This is a genomic window from Streptomyces sp. NBC_00250 (genome assembly GCF_036192275.1).
GTDB lineage: Bacteria > Actinomycetota > Actinomycetes > Streptomycetales > Streptomycetaceae > Streptomyces.
This window is the reverse complement of sequence record NZ_CP108088.1, coordinates 2,008,934-2,022,219: the sequence shown is the minus strand read 5'-3', so window position 1 is coordinate 2,022,219 and position 13,286 is coordinate 2,008,934. Positions and strand designations below refer to the sequence as shown.

Here is a 13,286-nt window from a genome sequence, read left to right as displayed (position 1 = left end):
AGCGCCGGTGGGGGTCGAAACACGGCGACCGGCACGTTCACCCTCCGTTGTCGCCCCACCGAGAAGGCTCATCGCCATGCGGCCTGGTCAAGGACGGATAACGTGAAGGCATTCCCGAGCGATCGATTGCATGAGTCCGTAGCGCATTGGATGTACGATCCGAATGTCGTCGGGCTCGACATGAGGTACAAGGTCACCGGTGGTCGGGTGACGCGCGAATGGGCAATCTGCGTCCAGGTACTGGAAAAGAAGCGGACATCAGCCCTCGCGGTGGGAGAGCTGCACATTCCGCCCACCGTGGAGACGTTGACAGTCGATCCGGGAACATCCGCAGCCAGAACACTCACGCCGACGGACGTGATAGAAGTCGCCCCCCCCACCCTCTGTAGCGGATATTTGGGCTGGTATGCGCGCCCGGCCTGGGGCGGGCTCGGAATAGGTATTCGGTCCCATGACGGCAAAGAGTGGCTCGACGGGACGATGGCTGTCGCCGACTGGGGCGGCGTGCGCAGGATTTTTACTGCAGGCCATTGCCTTAACACGCTGAGGTCGGACGATGGATCCGTGACCGAGGAGAAGATGGAACCGTCCAAGTTCATCTACCAGCCGCCGAACGGGTATGAGCTGCACCCTCCGGGTAAATGGAGCTCCAGGAATATGAAAATCGGAAAGGTGGAAAATTCCTACCCCCTCTTCGTCTACCCAGCAGGCGCCGAGGGGCCGTTCTACTTCAACACTTACGACCTCGCGTGGGCCATTCCGAAGCGCGCCGCGACAAGCTACGCGATCGGACCTGAGGGCCTGTGCGCCTTTTGGCCCCAACCGAGCCAGAGTGTCAGAATCACCGACATTGCCACGATATCGCAGCAGGCGGATCTTGAAACATACAAAGGGTCCGCCTATGGACTCCGCGTGGGTTTCGTGGGAGCAAAGACCGGAATGCATGAAGGGCTCATCAAAAATGCTTATGCGCTCATCAAGGCATTTGGTGACGATCGGGCCAACTTCTACTGCTTCAGGGGCGTTGTGCGCGTAGAGGTCACTTCTGGCGAAAAGCCCGATAATGGGGATTCGGGTTCGATGCTCGTCGGGCTGGGCAGCAAAATGGGTACGGGGCTGGGTATCGCCGTCTCAGTCAGCTCAAATGCAGCGTATTTCTCGAGGATCCCTACTGCCAATCCAGGAGGCGCGCTGCTGCACCAGCCGAAGTTCGCTCCCGGCCCGCTGCCACAGTGAAATGCCGAACTCATCGCCGAAACAGGCCTGTTGTGGCATCGGCGTCACCGGGCCGGGCTTGCCCCTCGGCCGCGAGAGCGGGCCGCGGGGTCGGCGCGAACACCGGCTGGTGTGGTCGGCCGGCTCCTGTGTCCGCCGGGCTCCGGGCGGGGCAACGCCGCATCGCCGGCGCAACGCCGCATCAAGGACGACAAGACCCGGCGCGACATCGTCAGACGCCTCGAACACTGTGCTGCCCCGGAAGGTCTTCCACCTGGCCGAACCCGTGCAGTCGTGCCCCAGTCACAGCGGCGGTCGTGAGAGATGAGAGGGTCTTGCGGGTGAGTGAGACACCGACGAACACCCTGCAATACCGACTCGACGGCCGCGAAGAAGCTCCGGTCCTGGTTCTGGGACCCTCGCTGGGGACGACCTGGCACATGTGGGACCGGCAGATACCGGAGCTCACCCGGGACTGGCGGGTCGTCCGATTCGACCTTCCCGGGCACGGCGGCGCACCCGCCGAACCCTTCACCTCCGTCGCCGAGCTCGGCGACCGGCTGCTCGCCACCCTCGACTCGATCGGCGTCCAGCGCTTCGGGTACGCCGGCTGCTCCCTCGGCGGAGCCGTCGGCCTCGACCTGGCCCTGCGCGCGCCCCACCGGGTCGCCTCCCTCGCCCTGGTCGCCACCTCGCCCCGGTTCGGCACCGCCGACGAATTCCGCCAGCGCGGAGTCATCGTCCGCGCCAACGGCCTGGAACCGATGGCCCGCACCGCGCCCGAGCAGTGGTTCACCTCGCTGTTCGCCGGTGCGCAGCCCGCGATCGTGGACTGGGCGGTGCAGATGGTCCGCACGACCGACCCCGGCTGCTACATCGCCGCCTGCGAGGCCCTCGCCGTCTTCGACGTCCGGGATGCCATGGACCGGATCGCCATCCCCGCCCTCGTCCTCGTCGGCTCGGAGGACCAGGTCACCGGCCCCGCCGAGGCCCGCACCCTGGTCGCGGGGATCGCCGACGCCCGGCTCGCCGTCGTCCCCGGCGCCTCGCACCTGGCTCCCGTCGAGCAGCCCGCCGCCGTCACCGACCTGCTCATCGAGCACTTCGCGGGTACGGCCCCGGACACCAGCGGCACCCTGACCGCGCCGCCCCTGCCCGCGGCCCCGGCGCCCGTCGCCGAGCCCGCCCCGGCCGCCGAGCCCACCGAGGCCGGCCGCCCCGACCCGTACGAGCAGGGGCTCGGGCTGCGTCGCGAGGTCCTCGGTGACGCCCATGTGGACCGGGCGCTCGCCGACGACCCCGACGGCGTCTTCCAGGACCTCGTCACCCGGTACGCCTGGGGCGAGGTCTGGAGCAGGGACGGTCTCGACCGGCGCACCCGGAGCGTCGTCACCCTCACCGCCCTGATCGCCGGCGGCCACCGGGAGGCCCTCGCCGACCACACCCGCGCGGCCCTCCGCAACGGCCTGTCGGCCGAGGAACTCCGCGAGATCGTGCTCCACGCGGGCGTGTACTGCGGCTTCCCCGCCGCCGAGACCGCGCTGCGCGTCGTGGCCCGAGTGGTCGAGGAGGAGACGACGCCCCCGGCGTAATCTGGCCCCGTGAAGCTGACGAAGAAGTCCCACGCGTGCGTGCGGCTGGAGAAGGACGGGCGGACGCTCGTCCTCGACCCCGGCATGTTCACCGAGGAGGACGCGGTCCTCGGGGCCGACGCCCTGCTCGTGACGCACGAGCACCCCGACCACTTCGACGAGAGCCGCCTCCGGGCGGCCCTGGGCGCCAACCCGGCCGCCGAGATCTGGACGCTGCGCAGCGTCGCCGACCAGCTCTCGGCGGCCTTCCCCGGCCGGGTGCACACCGTCGGTCACGGCGACACCTTCACGGCGGCCGGCTTCGACGTCCAGGTGCACGGCGAGCTGCACGCCGTGATCCACCCGGACATCCCGCGCATCACGAACGTCGGGTATCTCGTGGACGGCGCCGTCTTCCACCCCGGCGACGCGCTCACCGTGCCCGACCGGCCGGTGGACACGCTGCTGCTCCCCGTCATGGCCCCGTGGAACAAGATCTCCGAGGTCATCGACTACGTCCGTGAGCTCAAGCCGCGCCGGGCCTACGACATCCACGACGCGCTGCTCACCGATCTCGCCCGGCCCATCTACGACCGTCAGATCGGTGCCCTCGGCGGGACCGACCACCAACGGCTCGCCCCCGGCGCCTCCGCCGAGCTCTGAGCCCGGCGCGGCAGCTGCCCGGCGAGGCGCCGATTGTCGGACCCCGCACGTAGGCTTGCGCTCATGCGCATCGCCACCTGGAACGTCAACTCGATCACTGCCCGGCTGCCCCGGCTCCTGGCCTGGCTGGAGAGCAGCGGCACGGACGTGCTGTGCATCCAGGAGACCAAGTGCACCGCCGAGCAGTTCCCCACCGAGGAGCTGCGCGCCCTGGGGTACGAGTCCGTGGTCAACGCCACGGGCCGGTGGAACGGCGTGGCCCTGGTCTCCCGCGTCGGCCTCGCGGACGTGGTCACGGGGCTGCCCGGCGGTCCGGAGTACGACGGGGCCGAGGAGCCCCGGGCGATCTCCGCGACCTGCGGCCCGGTCCGCGTCTGGTCGGTGTACGTGCCGAACGGCCGGGAGGTCGCCCACGACCACTACGCGTACAAGCTGCGCTGGCTGGAGGCCCTGAAGGCGGCCGTCGCGGAGGACGCGGCGGGGGACCGGCCCTTCGCGGTCCTCGGCGACTACAACATCGCGCCGACCGATGACGACGTCTGGGACCGGTCGGCCTTCGAGGGCCTGACGCACGTGACGGAGCCCGAGCGGGCCGCGCTCGCCGGCCTCCGTGAGACCGGTCTGGCCGATGTGGTCCCGCGCCCCCTCAAGTACGACCACCCCTTCACGTACTGGGACTACCGCCAGCTGTGCTTCCCGAAGAACCGGGGCATGCGCATCGACCTGGTCTACGGCAACAAGCCCTTCGCCGAGGCGGTCACGGACAGCTACGTGGACCGCGAGGAGCGCAAGGGCAAGGGCGCGTCGGACCACGCGCCCGTCGTGGTCGACCTCGACGTCTAGACGCGCGGACGTGCCGACGTGGCACGGGTGGGTTGCCCCGCGGCGGGTGCCTGACCTCGGTGTACGGCGGCCCCGGACCGACCCGGCGGCGGAAACGATCTCCGCGCGCCGGGTGGTCGACCGGGAGGTGACGGTGCAAGGCTGTTCGGATGAACATTCCGTTTCTGGACAACTGGCTCAAGCGGCACGAACGCGAGTCGGCCGACGCCCCGCTGGTGGCGGCCTTCGACCGTGACCCCGAGGGCGTGGCCGAGCTGCTCGCCGAGTGCGAGCTGCTGCGTGCCCGGGTCGCGGAGTCCGGGGTGGCGCTCGACGACACCCCGCGCTCCCTCCAGGAGCTCGACCAGCTGCCGCCCCGCTGGCGCGACGATCCGGAGGAACTGCCCTGGATCGGGAACGACGCCGGGCTCTACCTCGGCACCGTGATCGTGCGGAACGTGCCGGGCGCCCGCTGGCAGGTGTGGCCGGGCGGTGGCCCGGTGGTGCGGCTCGCCTCCGGCCGGGAGATCCAGGTCGTCGAGTCGGGTCTCGACTGGGCGATGACGGGCTCGCCGGAGCTCTCCCAGGTGTACGCGGAGGCCGCCGAGCACTGATGCGGACGGCCCTCGTGGGCAGGGTCCGCACCGCCGCCTCCACCACCCTTTTGCAGTAAATACGGCTTATTCCTGTTTCATGCGTGTCGGGCGTGAAGTCCCTTTTCTGCTGGATAGTTTGCGCTGACTCGACACCGCTGAGAAATGGGGCAGGGCAGCGTATGGCCGTCGTCGATCCGTTGATCGAACTGCGTGGCGTCAACAAGCACTACGGCACGTTGCACGTCCTCCAGTCCATCGATCTCACCGTCGGCCGGGGCGAGGTGGTCGTCGTCATCGGCCCGTCCGGATCCGGCAAGTCCACCCTCTGCCGGGCGATGAACCGCCTGGAGAGCGTGGAGTCGGGCGAGATCGTCATCGACGGACAGCCGCTCCCCGAGGAGGGCAAGGCACTCGCCCGGCTGCGCGCCGAGGTCGGCATGGTCTTCCAGTCGTTCAACCTCTTCGCGCACAAGACCGTCCTCGCGAACGTCTCCCTCGCGCAGATCAAGGTCCGCAAGCGCAAGAAGGAGGAGGCGGACCGGCGTTCACGCGAACTCCTCGAACGCGTCGGACTCGCCGCGCACGCCGACAAGTACCCGGCGCAGCTCTCCGGCGGCCAGCAGCAGCGCGTGGCCATCGCCCGCGCCCTCGCCATGGACCCCAAGGCGCTCCTCTTCGACGAGCCGACCTCGGCCCTCGACCCCGAGATGATCAACGAGGTCCTGGAAGTCATGCAGCAACTCGCCCACGAGGGCATGACGATGGTGGTCGTCACCCACGAGATGGGCTTCGCCCGTTCCGCCGCCAACCGGGTCGTCTTCATGGCCGACGGGAAGATCGTCGAGGACCGCGCGCCGGAGGACTTCTTCACCGCCCCGCGCAGCGAGCGCGCCAAGGACTTCCTGTCCAAGATCCTCAAGCACTGAGCGGGGTGGGACGCATGCAGCGCACGCACCGCACCACCCTGCCCGCGCTCGCCCTGCTGCTCGCCGTGGCGGCGGTGCTCGGCGGCTGCGGCAGAGAGGGCAGCCCGCCCGTCAAGGGCCCGCAGCCCGATCAACTCCCCGTCTACCAGGTTCAGTCGGGGTTCACCCTGCCCGACTCCCCTACCTGGACCCGGGCGAAGAAGCGCGGACATCTCGTCGTCGGCGCCAAGGAGGACCAGCCCTACATGGGCGAGCGGGACCCGGCCACCGGCCGCTACTCCGGCTTCGACATCGAGATCGCCAAGATGATGGCGGCCTCCCTCGGCTTCGACCCGGCCGGCATCGACTTCCGTACGATCGCCTCGGCCAACCGCGAAACCGCCCTGCAGAACGGGCAGATCGACTACTACGTCGGCACCTACACCATCAACGACAACCGCAAGAAGCTCGTCGGCTTCGCAGGGCCCTACTACCTCGCCGGACAGTCCCTGCTGGTCCGCACCGACGAGAACGACATCAAGGGCCCCCAGGACCTGGCGGGCAAGCGGGTCTGCTCGGCCGCCGGCTCCACCCCGTACCAGCGGATCGAGAAGGACTACCCGGAGGCCGAACTCGTCGCCTACGACACGTACTCCGCCTGTGTGGACAACCTCCTGACCTACCAGGTCGACGCGGTCACCACCGACGACACGATCCTCATGGGCTATGCCGCCAAGGTCCCGGACGAACTCAAGGTCGTCGGCAAGCCGTTCTCCGAGGAGCCCTACGGCATCGGCGTCCCGCGCGGTGACAACGCCCTGCGGTTCGCCCTCGACGACGCCCTCGCCGCCCACGAGAGGAACGGCGACTGGAAGAAGGCCTACGACGCCACCCTCGGCCTCTCCGGGGTCCCCGCCCCGACACCGCCCCCCATCGACCGCTACCCGGCGAGCTGACGAGAGGAGCCTCCCGACATGGACGTCCTGACCGAAAACTTCTCGCTCTACGCCGAGGGATTCTGGGGAACCGTCGAACTCACCGTCTACTCCTCGGCGTTGGCCCTCGTCCTGGGCTTCCTCATGGCCTCGTTCCGGGTCGCGCCGGTGGGCTCCTTCCGGGTCTTCGGCACGGTCTGGGTCACCCTCCTGCGCAACACCCCGCTGACCCTGCTCTTCTTCGCCGTCATGCTGGGCCTGCCCCGGTTCGGACTCGTGCTGCCCTTCGAGCTGTTCGCGGTCCTCGCCCTCGGCTGCTACACCTCGGCCTTCATCTGCGAGGTGCTGCGCTCCGGCATCAACACCGTGCCGCGCGGGCAGGGCGAGGCGGCCCGCAGCCTCGGCATGACCTTCTCGCAGACCCTCGGCACGGTGGTCCTGCCGCAGGCCTTCCGCACGGTCATCCCGCCGATCGGCTCCACCCTGATCGCCCTCGCCAAGAACTCGGCGATCGCCGGCGCGTTCAGCGTCACCGAACTCCTCGGCACCTACAAGACCTTGAGCGAACTGGGCTACAACATCGTCTGGACCTTCGTCTGGATCGCCGTCGGATACCTGATCATCACCCTCACCATCAGCGCCGTCTTCAACGTCCTGGAGAAGCGCTGGGGAGTCGCCCGATGACCGAGTCCACCGCCCTCTACGACATCCCCGGGCCCAACGCCCGGCGGCGCCACCTGCTCTACGGCCTCGCGTCCACCGTGGTGCTCCTCGCGCTGGCCGGCTGGATCCTCTATCTCCTCTTCGACACCGAACAGTTCACGTACACCAAGTGGTCGCCCTTCCTCTACGAGGGCATCCAGGAACTGCTGCTCGAAGGGCTCGGCAACACCCTCAAGGCCTTCGCCTACGCCTCGGTGCTGTCGCTCGCCCTCGGCGCGGTCCTCGCCACCGGCCGCCTCTCGGAGCACCGGGTGCTCCGCTGGATCTCGACCCTGCTCGTCGAGTTCTTCCGCGCCATGCCCGTCCTCGTGATGATCTTCTTCATCTTCGTCGCGCTCAAGGTGCAGCCGCTGCCCGCGCTGGTCGCCGGACTGACCCTCTACAACGGCTCCGTGCTCGCCGAGGTCTTCCGCACCGGCATCCACGCCGTCGCGCGCGGCCAGGGCGAGGCCGCGTACGCGCTCGGCATGCGCAAGACGCAGGTCATGACCTACGTCCTGGTGCCGCAGGCCGTCCGCGCGATGCTGCCGGCCATCATCAGCCAGTTGGTGGTCGCGCTCAAGGACACCTCGCTCGGATTCCTCATCACCTACGAGGAGTTCCTGCACGCGGGCAAGCTGATCGCCTCCAACCTGGACTACGACCTTCCGTTCATCCCGGTCGTCCTGGTGATCTCACCCCTCTACATCGGGATGTGCATGCTGCTCTCCTGGTTCGCCACCTGGGTGGCCGGAAGAGAGCGCCGCAACCCGAAGACGAAGGCCGTGGACGTTGCTCCGGCCGACCCAGGGACGCTGCTGCCGGGACCGCAGTAGCGAGCGAGGAGCCGCACCCGCCCGGCAGCAGCCGGTGATCACTCCTTCCGCAGAGGTACCGACACGTACGACGGGTCGGCCGAGGGGGAGGAGAAGGTCAGCTGCGCGCCGGTCGGGTTGTGCTCGATGTAGAGCGGGTCGACGGTGTCGACGACGAGCGCGAGCCGGTGCCCCGCCGGTACGTCGTACGCCGTGGAGAACAGCTCCAGATCGACGCCGAAGGACTTCCCCGGCGTCCGGTCGTGGAAGGTGTACGGGGCGTTGCTGACCAGCTTGCCCACGCCGAGCGGGCCCACGTCGTAGAGGTAGGCGACGAGGGTGCCGCTCTCCTTGGTGGAGGTGACGGTGGTGTGCACCCTCACCGTGCCGCGCACCCGCTGCGGGGTGTCGTACCGCTCCGACTGCCAGACACCCGCGAAGGCGCGGGGGAGGAGGGGGACGGAGACGACGGGCGGGGTGCGGAGGAACTGGTCCAGGGCGTTGGTGAGCAGGGTGATGCCGCCGTTGGCGCCGGAGTCGATGTTCGCCCAGACCCGCTGCGTACCGCCGAGGTCGAACTTCCGCTGGTCGGCGTGGACGGACTTCCAGTCGGGGTAGCCCTCGTAGCCGCCGGTGGACCGGGACTTGAGCTGGACGGGCTGCTCGCGGTCGATGCCGTTGTCGACGCCCTTGAGGTAGCGGTCGAACCAGCGGTGGGCGCTGGTCCAGGTGTCGTTGGGCAGGCCGAACAGGCCGGTGGCCTCGGCGGTGGCGTGGTCGCCGGGACGGAATTCGAGGCGCTTGGGGCCGGTGAGCTTCTCGAAGAAGCTCGCGTACTGGTTGGGCGGGAAGATGGTGTCGCCCCAGGCGTTGCCGAGCATGATCGCGGCGCCGTTGGCGTTGATCCGGTCCAGCTGCTCGACGGCGGAGCGCTTGCGGCCCCAGGCGATCATGTCCTCCTCCTTGTCCAGGTTGGAGGAGAGGAAGTCGCCCAGGATCTGCTTGAGTTCGGGACCGGGGCGGCCGGTGAGGTAGCCGGCGCCGCCGAGCAGGGCGGCGGCCTGGAGGTGCTGGGTGCGGCCGCTGTAGATGGACTCGATGAGGTCGGCCCAGCCGCTGAGCGCGGCGACGGCCTTGATCCGCGGGTCGTGGGCGGCGGCGAGGAGGCTGATCCCCGCGCCGTACGAGACGCCCGCCATGCCGATGTGGGCGGGGTCGGCGGCGGTGTTGGCCAGGGCCCAGTCGATCACCTTGGAGGCGTCGGCGATGTCCTTCGGCCCCGCGGTCTCGATCTCCCCGCCGGACTGCCAGAAGCCGCGCGAGTTGTAACTCACCACGACGTAACCCGAGTCGGCGAGCTGCTTGGCCTGGGCGAGGTACTCGATCTGCGGCATCGCCCAGCTGGTGGGCAGCACGATCAGGGGGTGGCGGCCGGTGCCGGCGGGGGTGACCACGTTCGCCTTGAGGACGGTGCCGCCCTCCCCGGTGATGTCCACGAAGCGGATGTCGGTGCCCGCTGCCTCTCCGGCCTGGGCGGCGGGCGCGAGCGCGAGGGCCGTCCCGGCCACGAGGGCGGCCGAGACGGCGAGGGCCAGGGGTGTGCGTCGCACGGGTCACTCCTCACTGGGGCGCTGCTGGGTGGGCAGCACCGGGCACTGATGGGGGGCAGTGAAAGTGACCCGACGGTAACCTGGGCGCTTTACCCGTGGTAACCAGTCGGTAAGTTACGTGCGGGTAACGATTGGTGGCCGGATGGCGCCCTCCAAGAGGCCGACGACCTCCGCGAAGTCCGCCTGTGCCTCCCCGTACCGCTTCGCGGCGACCAGGAACATCGCGCGGTCGGCGAGAGCGCGGGCGATGACCGCCGGCGAGTCGGGAAGGCGCCGGGCCAGCGCCACGCCCTCGTCGAAGAGGGGGCGCAGACACTCCTCGATCCGGTGCGTGCGCCGCTCGTGGAGGACGGCCGAACGCCGGACCAGCCGGTGATGCGCCCCCACCGCCCCGGAGAACCGTCCGGCCCCGGTCAGTTCGGCGACCCGCGTCTCCAGCGCGGGGATCTCGCCGAGATAGGACTCCCTCGTGTCGGGAGACCAGTGGAGGAAGGCGACACCGAACGGTGGCTGGGGCGCCTCCCGGGACGCGGCGGGCTCGGCCGCCCGACCCGACAGGGCGAACAGGGTGACCCACCAGGAAAGGATGTTGCTCCAGACCCTGGGCTCGCCCGCCTCCGCCAGACGGGCGAGGAGGCGCAGGACCTCCTGACGATCCGCCGAGGCCTCTTCCCGTCGGCCGGCGGCATCGAACATCTGTGAACGGTGGGTGAGTTCCCACACCAGGTTCGCCAGGGACGTCGCCTTGGTCGCCACCTCGGCCCTGGAATGGTCCACGAGTTCCGTGAAGGCGGTCAGGGCATCCTCGTGCCGCCCGGCGGCGTCCAGCTCCGCCGCCCACTCGACCGTGGTCCAGAAGCAGACCTCCGGCCCCCGCCGTGCGGCACCCCTCCCGCGGATCTCGGCCGATTCCCCGTGGTCCCCCTGCTCGGCGAGCATCGTCGCCAGCCGCCCATGCCCGTACACAGGGCTTTGCACGTGACCTCGCTCGAAGGCGATCCGCCCCGCCTCGGCCATCTCCTCGCACACCGTGAAGGCCTCGGCTCGCCGCCCGACGGTGAGCAGCGTGCGCTGGTACGAGCTGAGGACGTCGCAGACCACATCAGCCCTGTTCGGTTCGTCGGCGCCGATGCGCCGGGCGGCGTCCGCCGCCTCCGCGTGGAGGGCGAGCCGCAGTTCCATGCCGCCCTGGTCCCCGACCTGGTCTCCGTACGAGACCAATGCCCGCGTCAGCTTCGGCAGATAGGGCGCCGGGCTCACCCGTGCGAGCACCCGGTACGCCTGGACCTCCTGCGACAGGCTCGGCCTGTCGGATCCGAGCAGCATCGTCCGTGCCCGCAGCACCGCATCGTGATCGACGTTCTCGGAGTGATTCATGACGGCGATTCTGGGATCCGGGGGAGGCGCCGGACAAGGCTGTCGAAGTGTGCGATCAGTCCTACGAAAACCGCCTCTGACCTGTCATGATGGATACGTCATCACCCCTGACGGGAGGTGCGGTGGAGGATTCGAGCGGCGTACCCGACGTCTTCGACCCACGGATCTACGCGACCGGGATCCCGCACGACCGCTTCCGCGCCCTGCGCGACCACGCGCCCGTCGCGTGGCAGGAGGAGCCCGAGATCCTGGGGTGGCCCGCCGGTTCGGGATTCTGGGCCGTCACCCGGCACGCCGATGTCGTCCGGGTGTTGAAGGACTCCGGTACGTACTCCTCGCGACTCGGCGCCACCCAGATCCGCGACCCCGACCCCGCCGATCTGCCGTTCATCCGCCGCATGATGCTCAATCAGGATCCGCCCCAGCATGGTCGGCTGAGGCGACTCGTCAGTCGAGCCTTCACGCCCGGTCGGATCGAGCGTTTCGAGGCCACCGCGCGGGATCGGGCCCGGGAGTCGGTCGTGCGGGCTGTCACGGCAGGGGGCGAGGTGGACCTCGTCCGGGCCGTCACCGACGACTACGCCCTGCTCAATCTCACCGATCTGCTCGGCGTGCCCGCGAGCGACCGGGGCCTGCTGCACACCTGGACCGAACGGGTGATCGCGTACCAGGACCCCGACGAGCCGCCCGTCCTCGACGCAGCGGGACGACCCGTCAATCCGCGCTCGCCCGCCATGCTGGCCGAGATGTTCGGCTACGCCCAGGAACTCGCCGCGTACAAGCGGAAACACCCCGCCGACGACGTCATGAGCACGCTCGCGTCCTCCGAACTCGCCGACGCAGAACTGGAGATGTTCTTCTTCCTGCTCACCGTCGCCGGAAACGACACCGTCCGCAGCGCCGCCCCCGGCGGACTCCTCGCCCTCGCCGAACACCCGGACGAACAGCGGAGATTGTGGAGCGGTGAGGTCGGCACCCGCACGGCGGTGGACGAACTCCTCCGCGTTCACCCGCCCGTGCTCTCGTTCCGGCGCACGGCCACAGCCGACACCGAGCTCGCCGGGCAGGCCGTCCGACGCGGCGACAAGGTCGTCGTCTTCCACGCCTCCGCCAACCACGACGAGCGGGTCTTCCCCGACCCGCACCGCCTGGACCTCGGCCGGAGCCCGAACCCGCACGTCTCCTTCGGGGACGGTCCGCACGTCTGCCTCGGCGCCCACTTCGCCCGGCTTCAGCTCCGGGTGCTCCACGAGGAGGTGCGCCGGGCCTGCGGCGGCCTGGAACTCGCCGGACCGCCGCGGCGCCTGGTCTCCAACTTCATCAACGGCATCAAGTCGCTGCCGGTTCGGCTACGGGAGCCGTCCGCGCCGCGCGCGTGACATCGGCCACGAGCTCCACGACATCGGGGCCGTACGCCTGCGAGTTGACCACCTTCAGGAGCAGCGCGAAGGAACCGTCCGATCCGTATGTGCCGGCCAGTGCCTGGTAGTGGCGGGCCAGATGCCGCGCCGCTGCCTGATTGGTGACCGCGGCCTGGCCGCAGAGCAGGAACACCGGCCGGCCGCCCTCGCCGCGGGTGACGCGCGCGAGGACGACGTACTCGCTGACGCCCGACTCCGCGCGGTAGGTCTCGCCGGCCACGGTGAACATCCCCCGGTCCTCGGGAGGCTCCTGCTCGACGTTCATCGTGAGTCCCGGCAGCAGGTTGGGCAGATGGGCTGCCATGCGCCGATTGGAGTAGGGGCCGCCGATGCAGAACTCGGCTATCTCGCCGAGTCCCTGACGGGCCGTGTCGTGCTGCACGATGCGGGGTCGCGCCCCGCAGTCCTTGACCAGCGCCGACAGTTCGAGCAGCGCCGAAACGTCGGTGGTGTGCACGCCGCGCTCGCTGCCGGCCAGGCGGTTCACCACGAGCAGGCAGTCCGAACCGGAGGGCAGCCCGAAGAACTCCTGCTTGCGGCGGAGCTTGCGCCGCCAGAAGTAGGTGCGGCCCAGCCAGCCGAAGGATGCGCTGACACCCGTCGCGAGCACCCCGAGCACGATGTTGCGCAGGTCTTCGTCCATGGGCGCGCATG

Annotated in this window: 13 protein-coding genes; 10 read left to right on the top strand and 3 right to left on the bottom strand. The window is 69.5% G+C overall.

Annotated elements, in window-relative coordinates; all coding sequences use genetic code 11:
• Positions 1 to 102: 102 nt before the first annotated feature.
• The 9 genes from OG259_RS09070 (at position 103) to OG259_RS09030 (ending at position 8,245) form a co-directional block, all read left to right on the top strand.
• On the top strand, positions 103 to 1,236 hold the full coding sequence (locus OG259_RS09070; protein ID WP_328941786.1) for a hypothetical protein: 1,134 nt from the start codon (positions 103 to 105) through the stop codon (positions 1,234 to 1,236).
• A 320-nt stretch (positions 1,237 to 1,556) separates the two neighbouring features.
• Positions 1,557 to 2,807 (top strand): bifunctional 3-oxoadipate enol-lactonase/4-carboxymuconolactone decarboxylase PcaDC, encoded by a 1,251-nt coding sequence (gene pcaDC / locus OG259_RS09065; protein WP_328941785.1) that lies wholly within the window; start codon positions 1,557 to 1,559, stop codon positions 2,805 to 2,807.
• Between the two features lie 9 nt (positions 2,808 to 2,816).
• Positions 2,817 to 3,449 carry an MBL fold metallo-hydrolase gene (locus OG259_RS09060; RefSeq protein ID WP_328941784.1) on the top strand — a complete coding sequence of 211 codons (633 nt, stop codon included), beginning with the start codon at positions 2,817 to 2,819 and terminating at the stop codon, positions 3,447 to 3,449.
• A gap of 63 nt (positions 3,450 to 3,512) precedes the next feature.
• A complete protein-coding gene (locus OG259_RS09055) occupies positions 3,513 to 4,292 on the top strand; it encodes an exodeoxyribonuclease III (protein ID WP_266898441.1) in 780 nt (259 codons plus the stop codon).
• Between the two features lie 149 nt (positions 4,293 to 4,441).
• On the top strand, positions 4,442 to 4,885 hold the full coding sequence (locus OG259_RS09050; RefSeq protein WP_328941783.1) for a DUF6278 family protein: 444 nt from the start codon (positions 4,442 to 4,444) through the stop codon (positions 4,883 to 4,885).
• Between the two features lie 161 nt (positions 4,886 to 5,046).
• Complete coding sequence (locus tag OG259_RS09045) at positions 5,047 to 5,793, top strand: amino acid ABC transporter ATP-binding protein (protein ID WP_266898445.1); 747 nt, start codon at positions 5,047 to 5,049, stop codon at positions 5,791 to 5,793.
• Positions 5,794 to 5,807: 14 nt separating this feature from the next.
• Entirely contained in the window at positions 5,808 to 6,728 is a 921-nt protein-coding gene (locus OG259_RS09040; protein ID WP_328941782.1) for a glutamate ABC transporter substrate-binding protein, read from the top strand.
• Between the two features lie 18 nt (positions 6,729 to 6,746).
• Positions 6,747 to 7,391 (top strand): amino acid ABC transporter permease, encoded by a 645-nt coding sequence (locus OG259_RS09035; RefSeq protein WP_328941781.1) that lies wholly within the window; start codon positions 6,747 to 6,749, stop codon positions 7,389 to 7,391.
• On the top strand, positions 7,388 to 8,245 hold the full coding sequence (locus OG259_RS09030) for an amino acid ABC transporter permease (protein ID WP_328941780.1): 858 nt from the start codon (positions 7,388 to 7,390) through the stop codon (positions 8,243 to 8,245). Before OG259_RS09035 ends, OG259_RS09030 begins: the two co-directional genes overlap by 4 nt.
• A gap of 38 nt (positions 8,246 to 8,283) precedes the next feature.
• On the opposite strand, the gene OG259_RS09025 is transcribed toward OG259_RS09030, so the two are convergent.
• Complete coding sequence (locus OG259_RS09025) at positions 8,284 to 9,834, bottom strand: CocE/NonD family hydrolase (RefSeq protein WP_443051936.1); 1,551 nt, start codon at positions 9,832 to 9,834, stop codon at positions 8,284 to 8,286.
• A 114-nt stretch (positions 9,835 to 9,948) separates the two neighbouring features.
• Positions 9,949 to 11,211 carry a hypothetical protein gene (locus tag OG259_RS09020; RefSeq protein ID WP_328941779.1) on the bottom strand — a complete coding sequence of 421 codons (1,263 nt, stop codon included), beginning with the start codon at positions 11,209 to 11,211 and terminating at the stop codon, positions 9,949 to 9,951.
• Positions 11,212 to 11,300: 89 nt separating this feature from the next.
• Between OG259_RS09020 and OG259_RS09015 the strand changes: the two genes are divergently transcribed.
• Positions 11,301 to 12,590, top strand: a complete 1,290-nt coding sequence (locus OG259_RS09015) for a cytochrome P450 (RefSeq protein WP_328941778.1) — start codon at positions 11,301 to 11,303, stop codon at positions 12,588 to 12,590.
• Here OG259_RS09015 and OG259_RS09010 read toward each other — a convergent pair.
• Positions 12,541 to 13,275: a hypothetical protein gene (locus tag OG259_RS09010; RefSeq protein WP_328941777.1), complete on the bottom strand. Its 735-nt coding sequence runs from the start codon at positions 13,273 to 13,275 to the stop codon at positions 12,541 to 12,543. The two genes, OG259_RS09015 and OG259_RS09010, sit on opposite strands and share 50 nt — an antisense overlap.
• Positions 13,276 to 13,286 lie beyond the last annotated feature (11 nt).

Excerpts from the sequence above, each read along its gene's own strand:
- OG259_RS09055 (WP_266898441.1), top strand. The coding sequence starts at position 3,513 with ATGCGCATCGCCACCTGGAACGTCAACTCGATCACTGCCCGGCTGCCC.
- OG259_RS09050 (WP_328941783.1), top strand. The coding sequence starts at position 4,442 with ATGAACATTCCGTTTCTGGACAACTGGCTCAAGCGGCACGAACGCGAG.
- OG259_RS09045 (WP_266898445.1), top strand. The coding sequence starts at position 5,047 with ATGGCCGTCGTCGATCCGTTGATCGAACTGCGTGGCGTCAACAAGCAC.
- OG259_RS09040 (WP_328941782.1), top strand. The coding sequence starts at position 5,808 with ATGCAGCGCACGCACCGCACCACCCTGCCCGCGCTCGCCCTGCTGCTC.
- OG259_RS09035 (WP_328941781.1), top strand. The coding sequence starts at position 6,747 with ATGGACGTCCTGACCGAAAACTTCTCGCTCTACGCCGAGGGATTCTGG.
- OG259_RS09030 (WP_328941780.1), top strand. The coding sequence starts at position 7,388 with ATGACCGAGTCCACCGCCCTCTACGACATCCCCGGGCCCAACGCCCGG.
- OG259_RS09020 (WP_328941779.1), bottom strand. The coding sequence starts at position 11,211 with ATGAATCACTCCGAGAACGTCGATCACGATGCGGTGCTGCGGGCACGG.
- OG259_RS09015 (WP_328941778.1), top strand. The coding sequence starts at position 11,301 with ATGGATACGTCATCACCCCTGACGGGAGGTGCGGTGGAGGATTCGAGC.
- OG259_RS09010 (WP_328941777.1), bottom strand. The coding sequence starts at position 13,275 with ATGGACGAAGACCTGCGCAACATCGTGCTCGGGGTGCTCGCGACGGGT.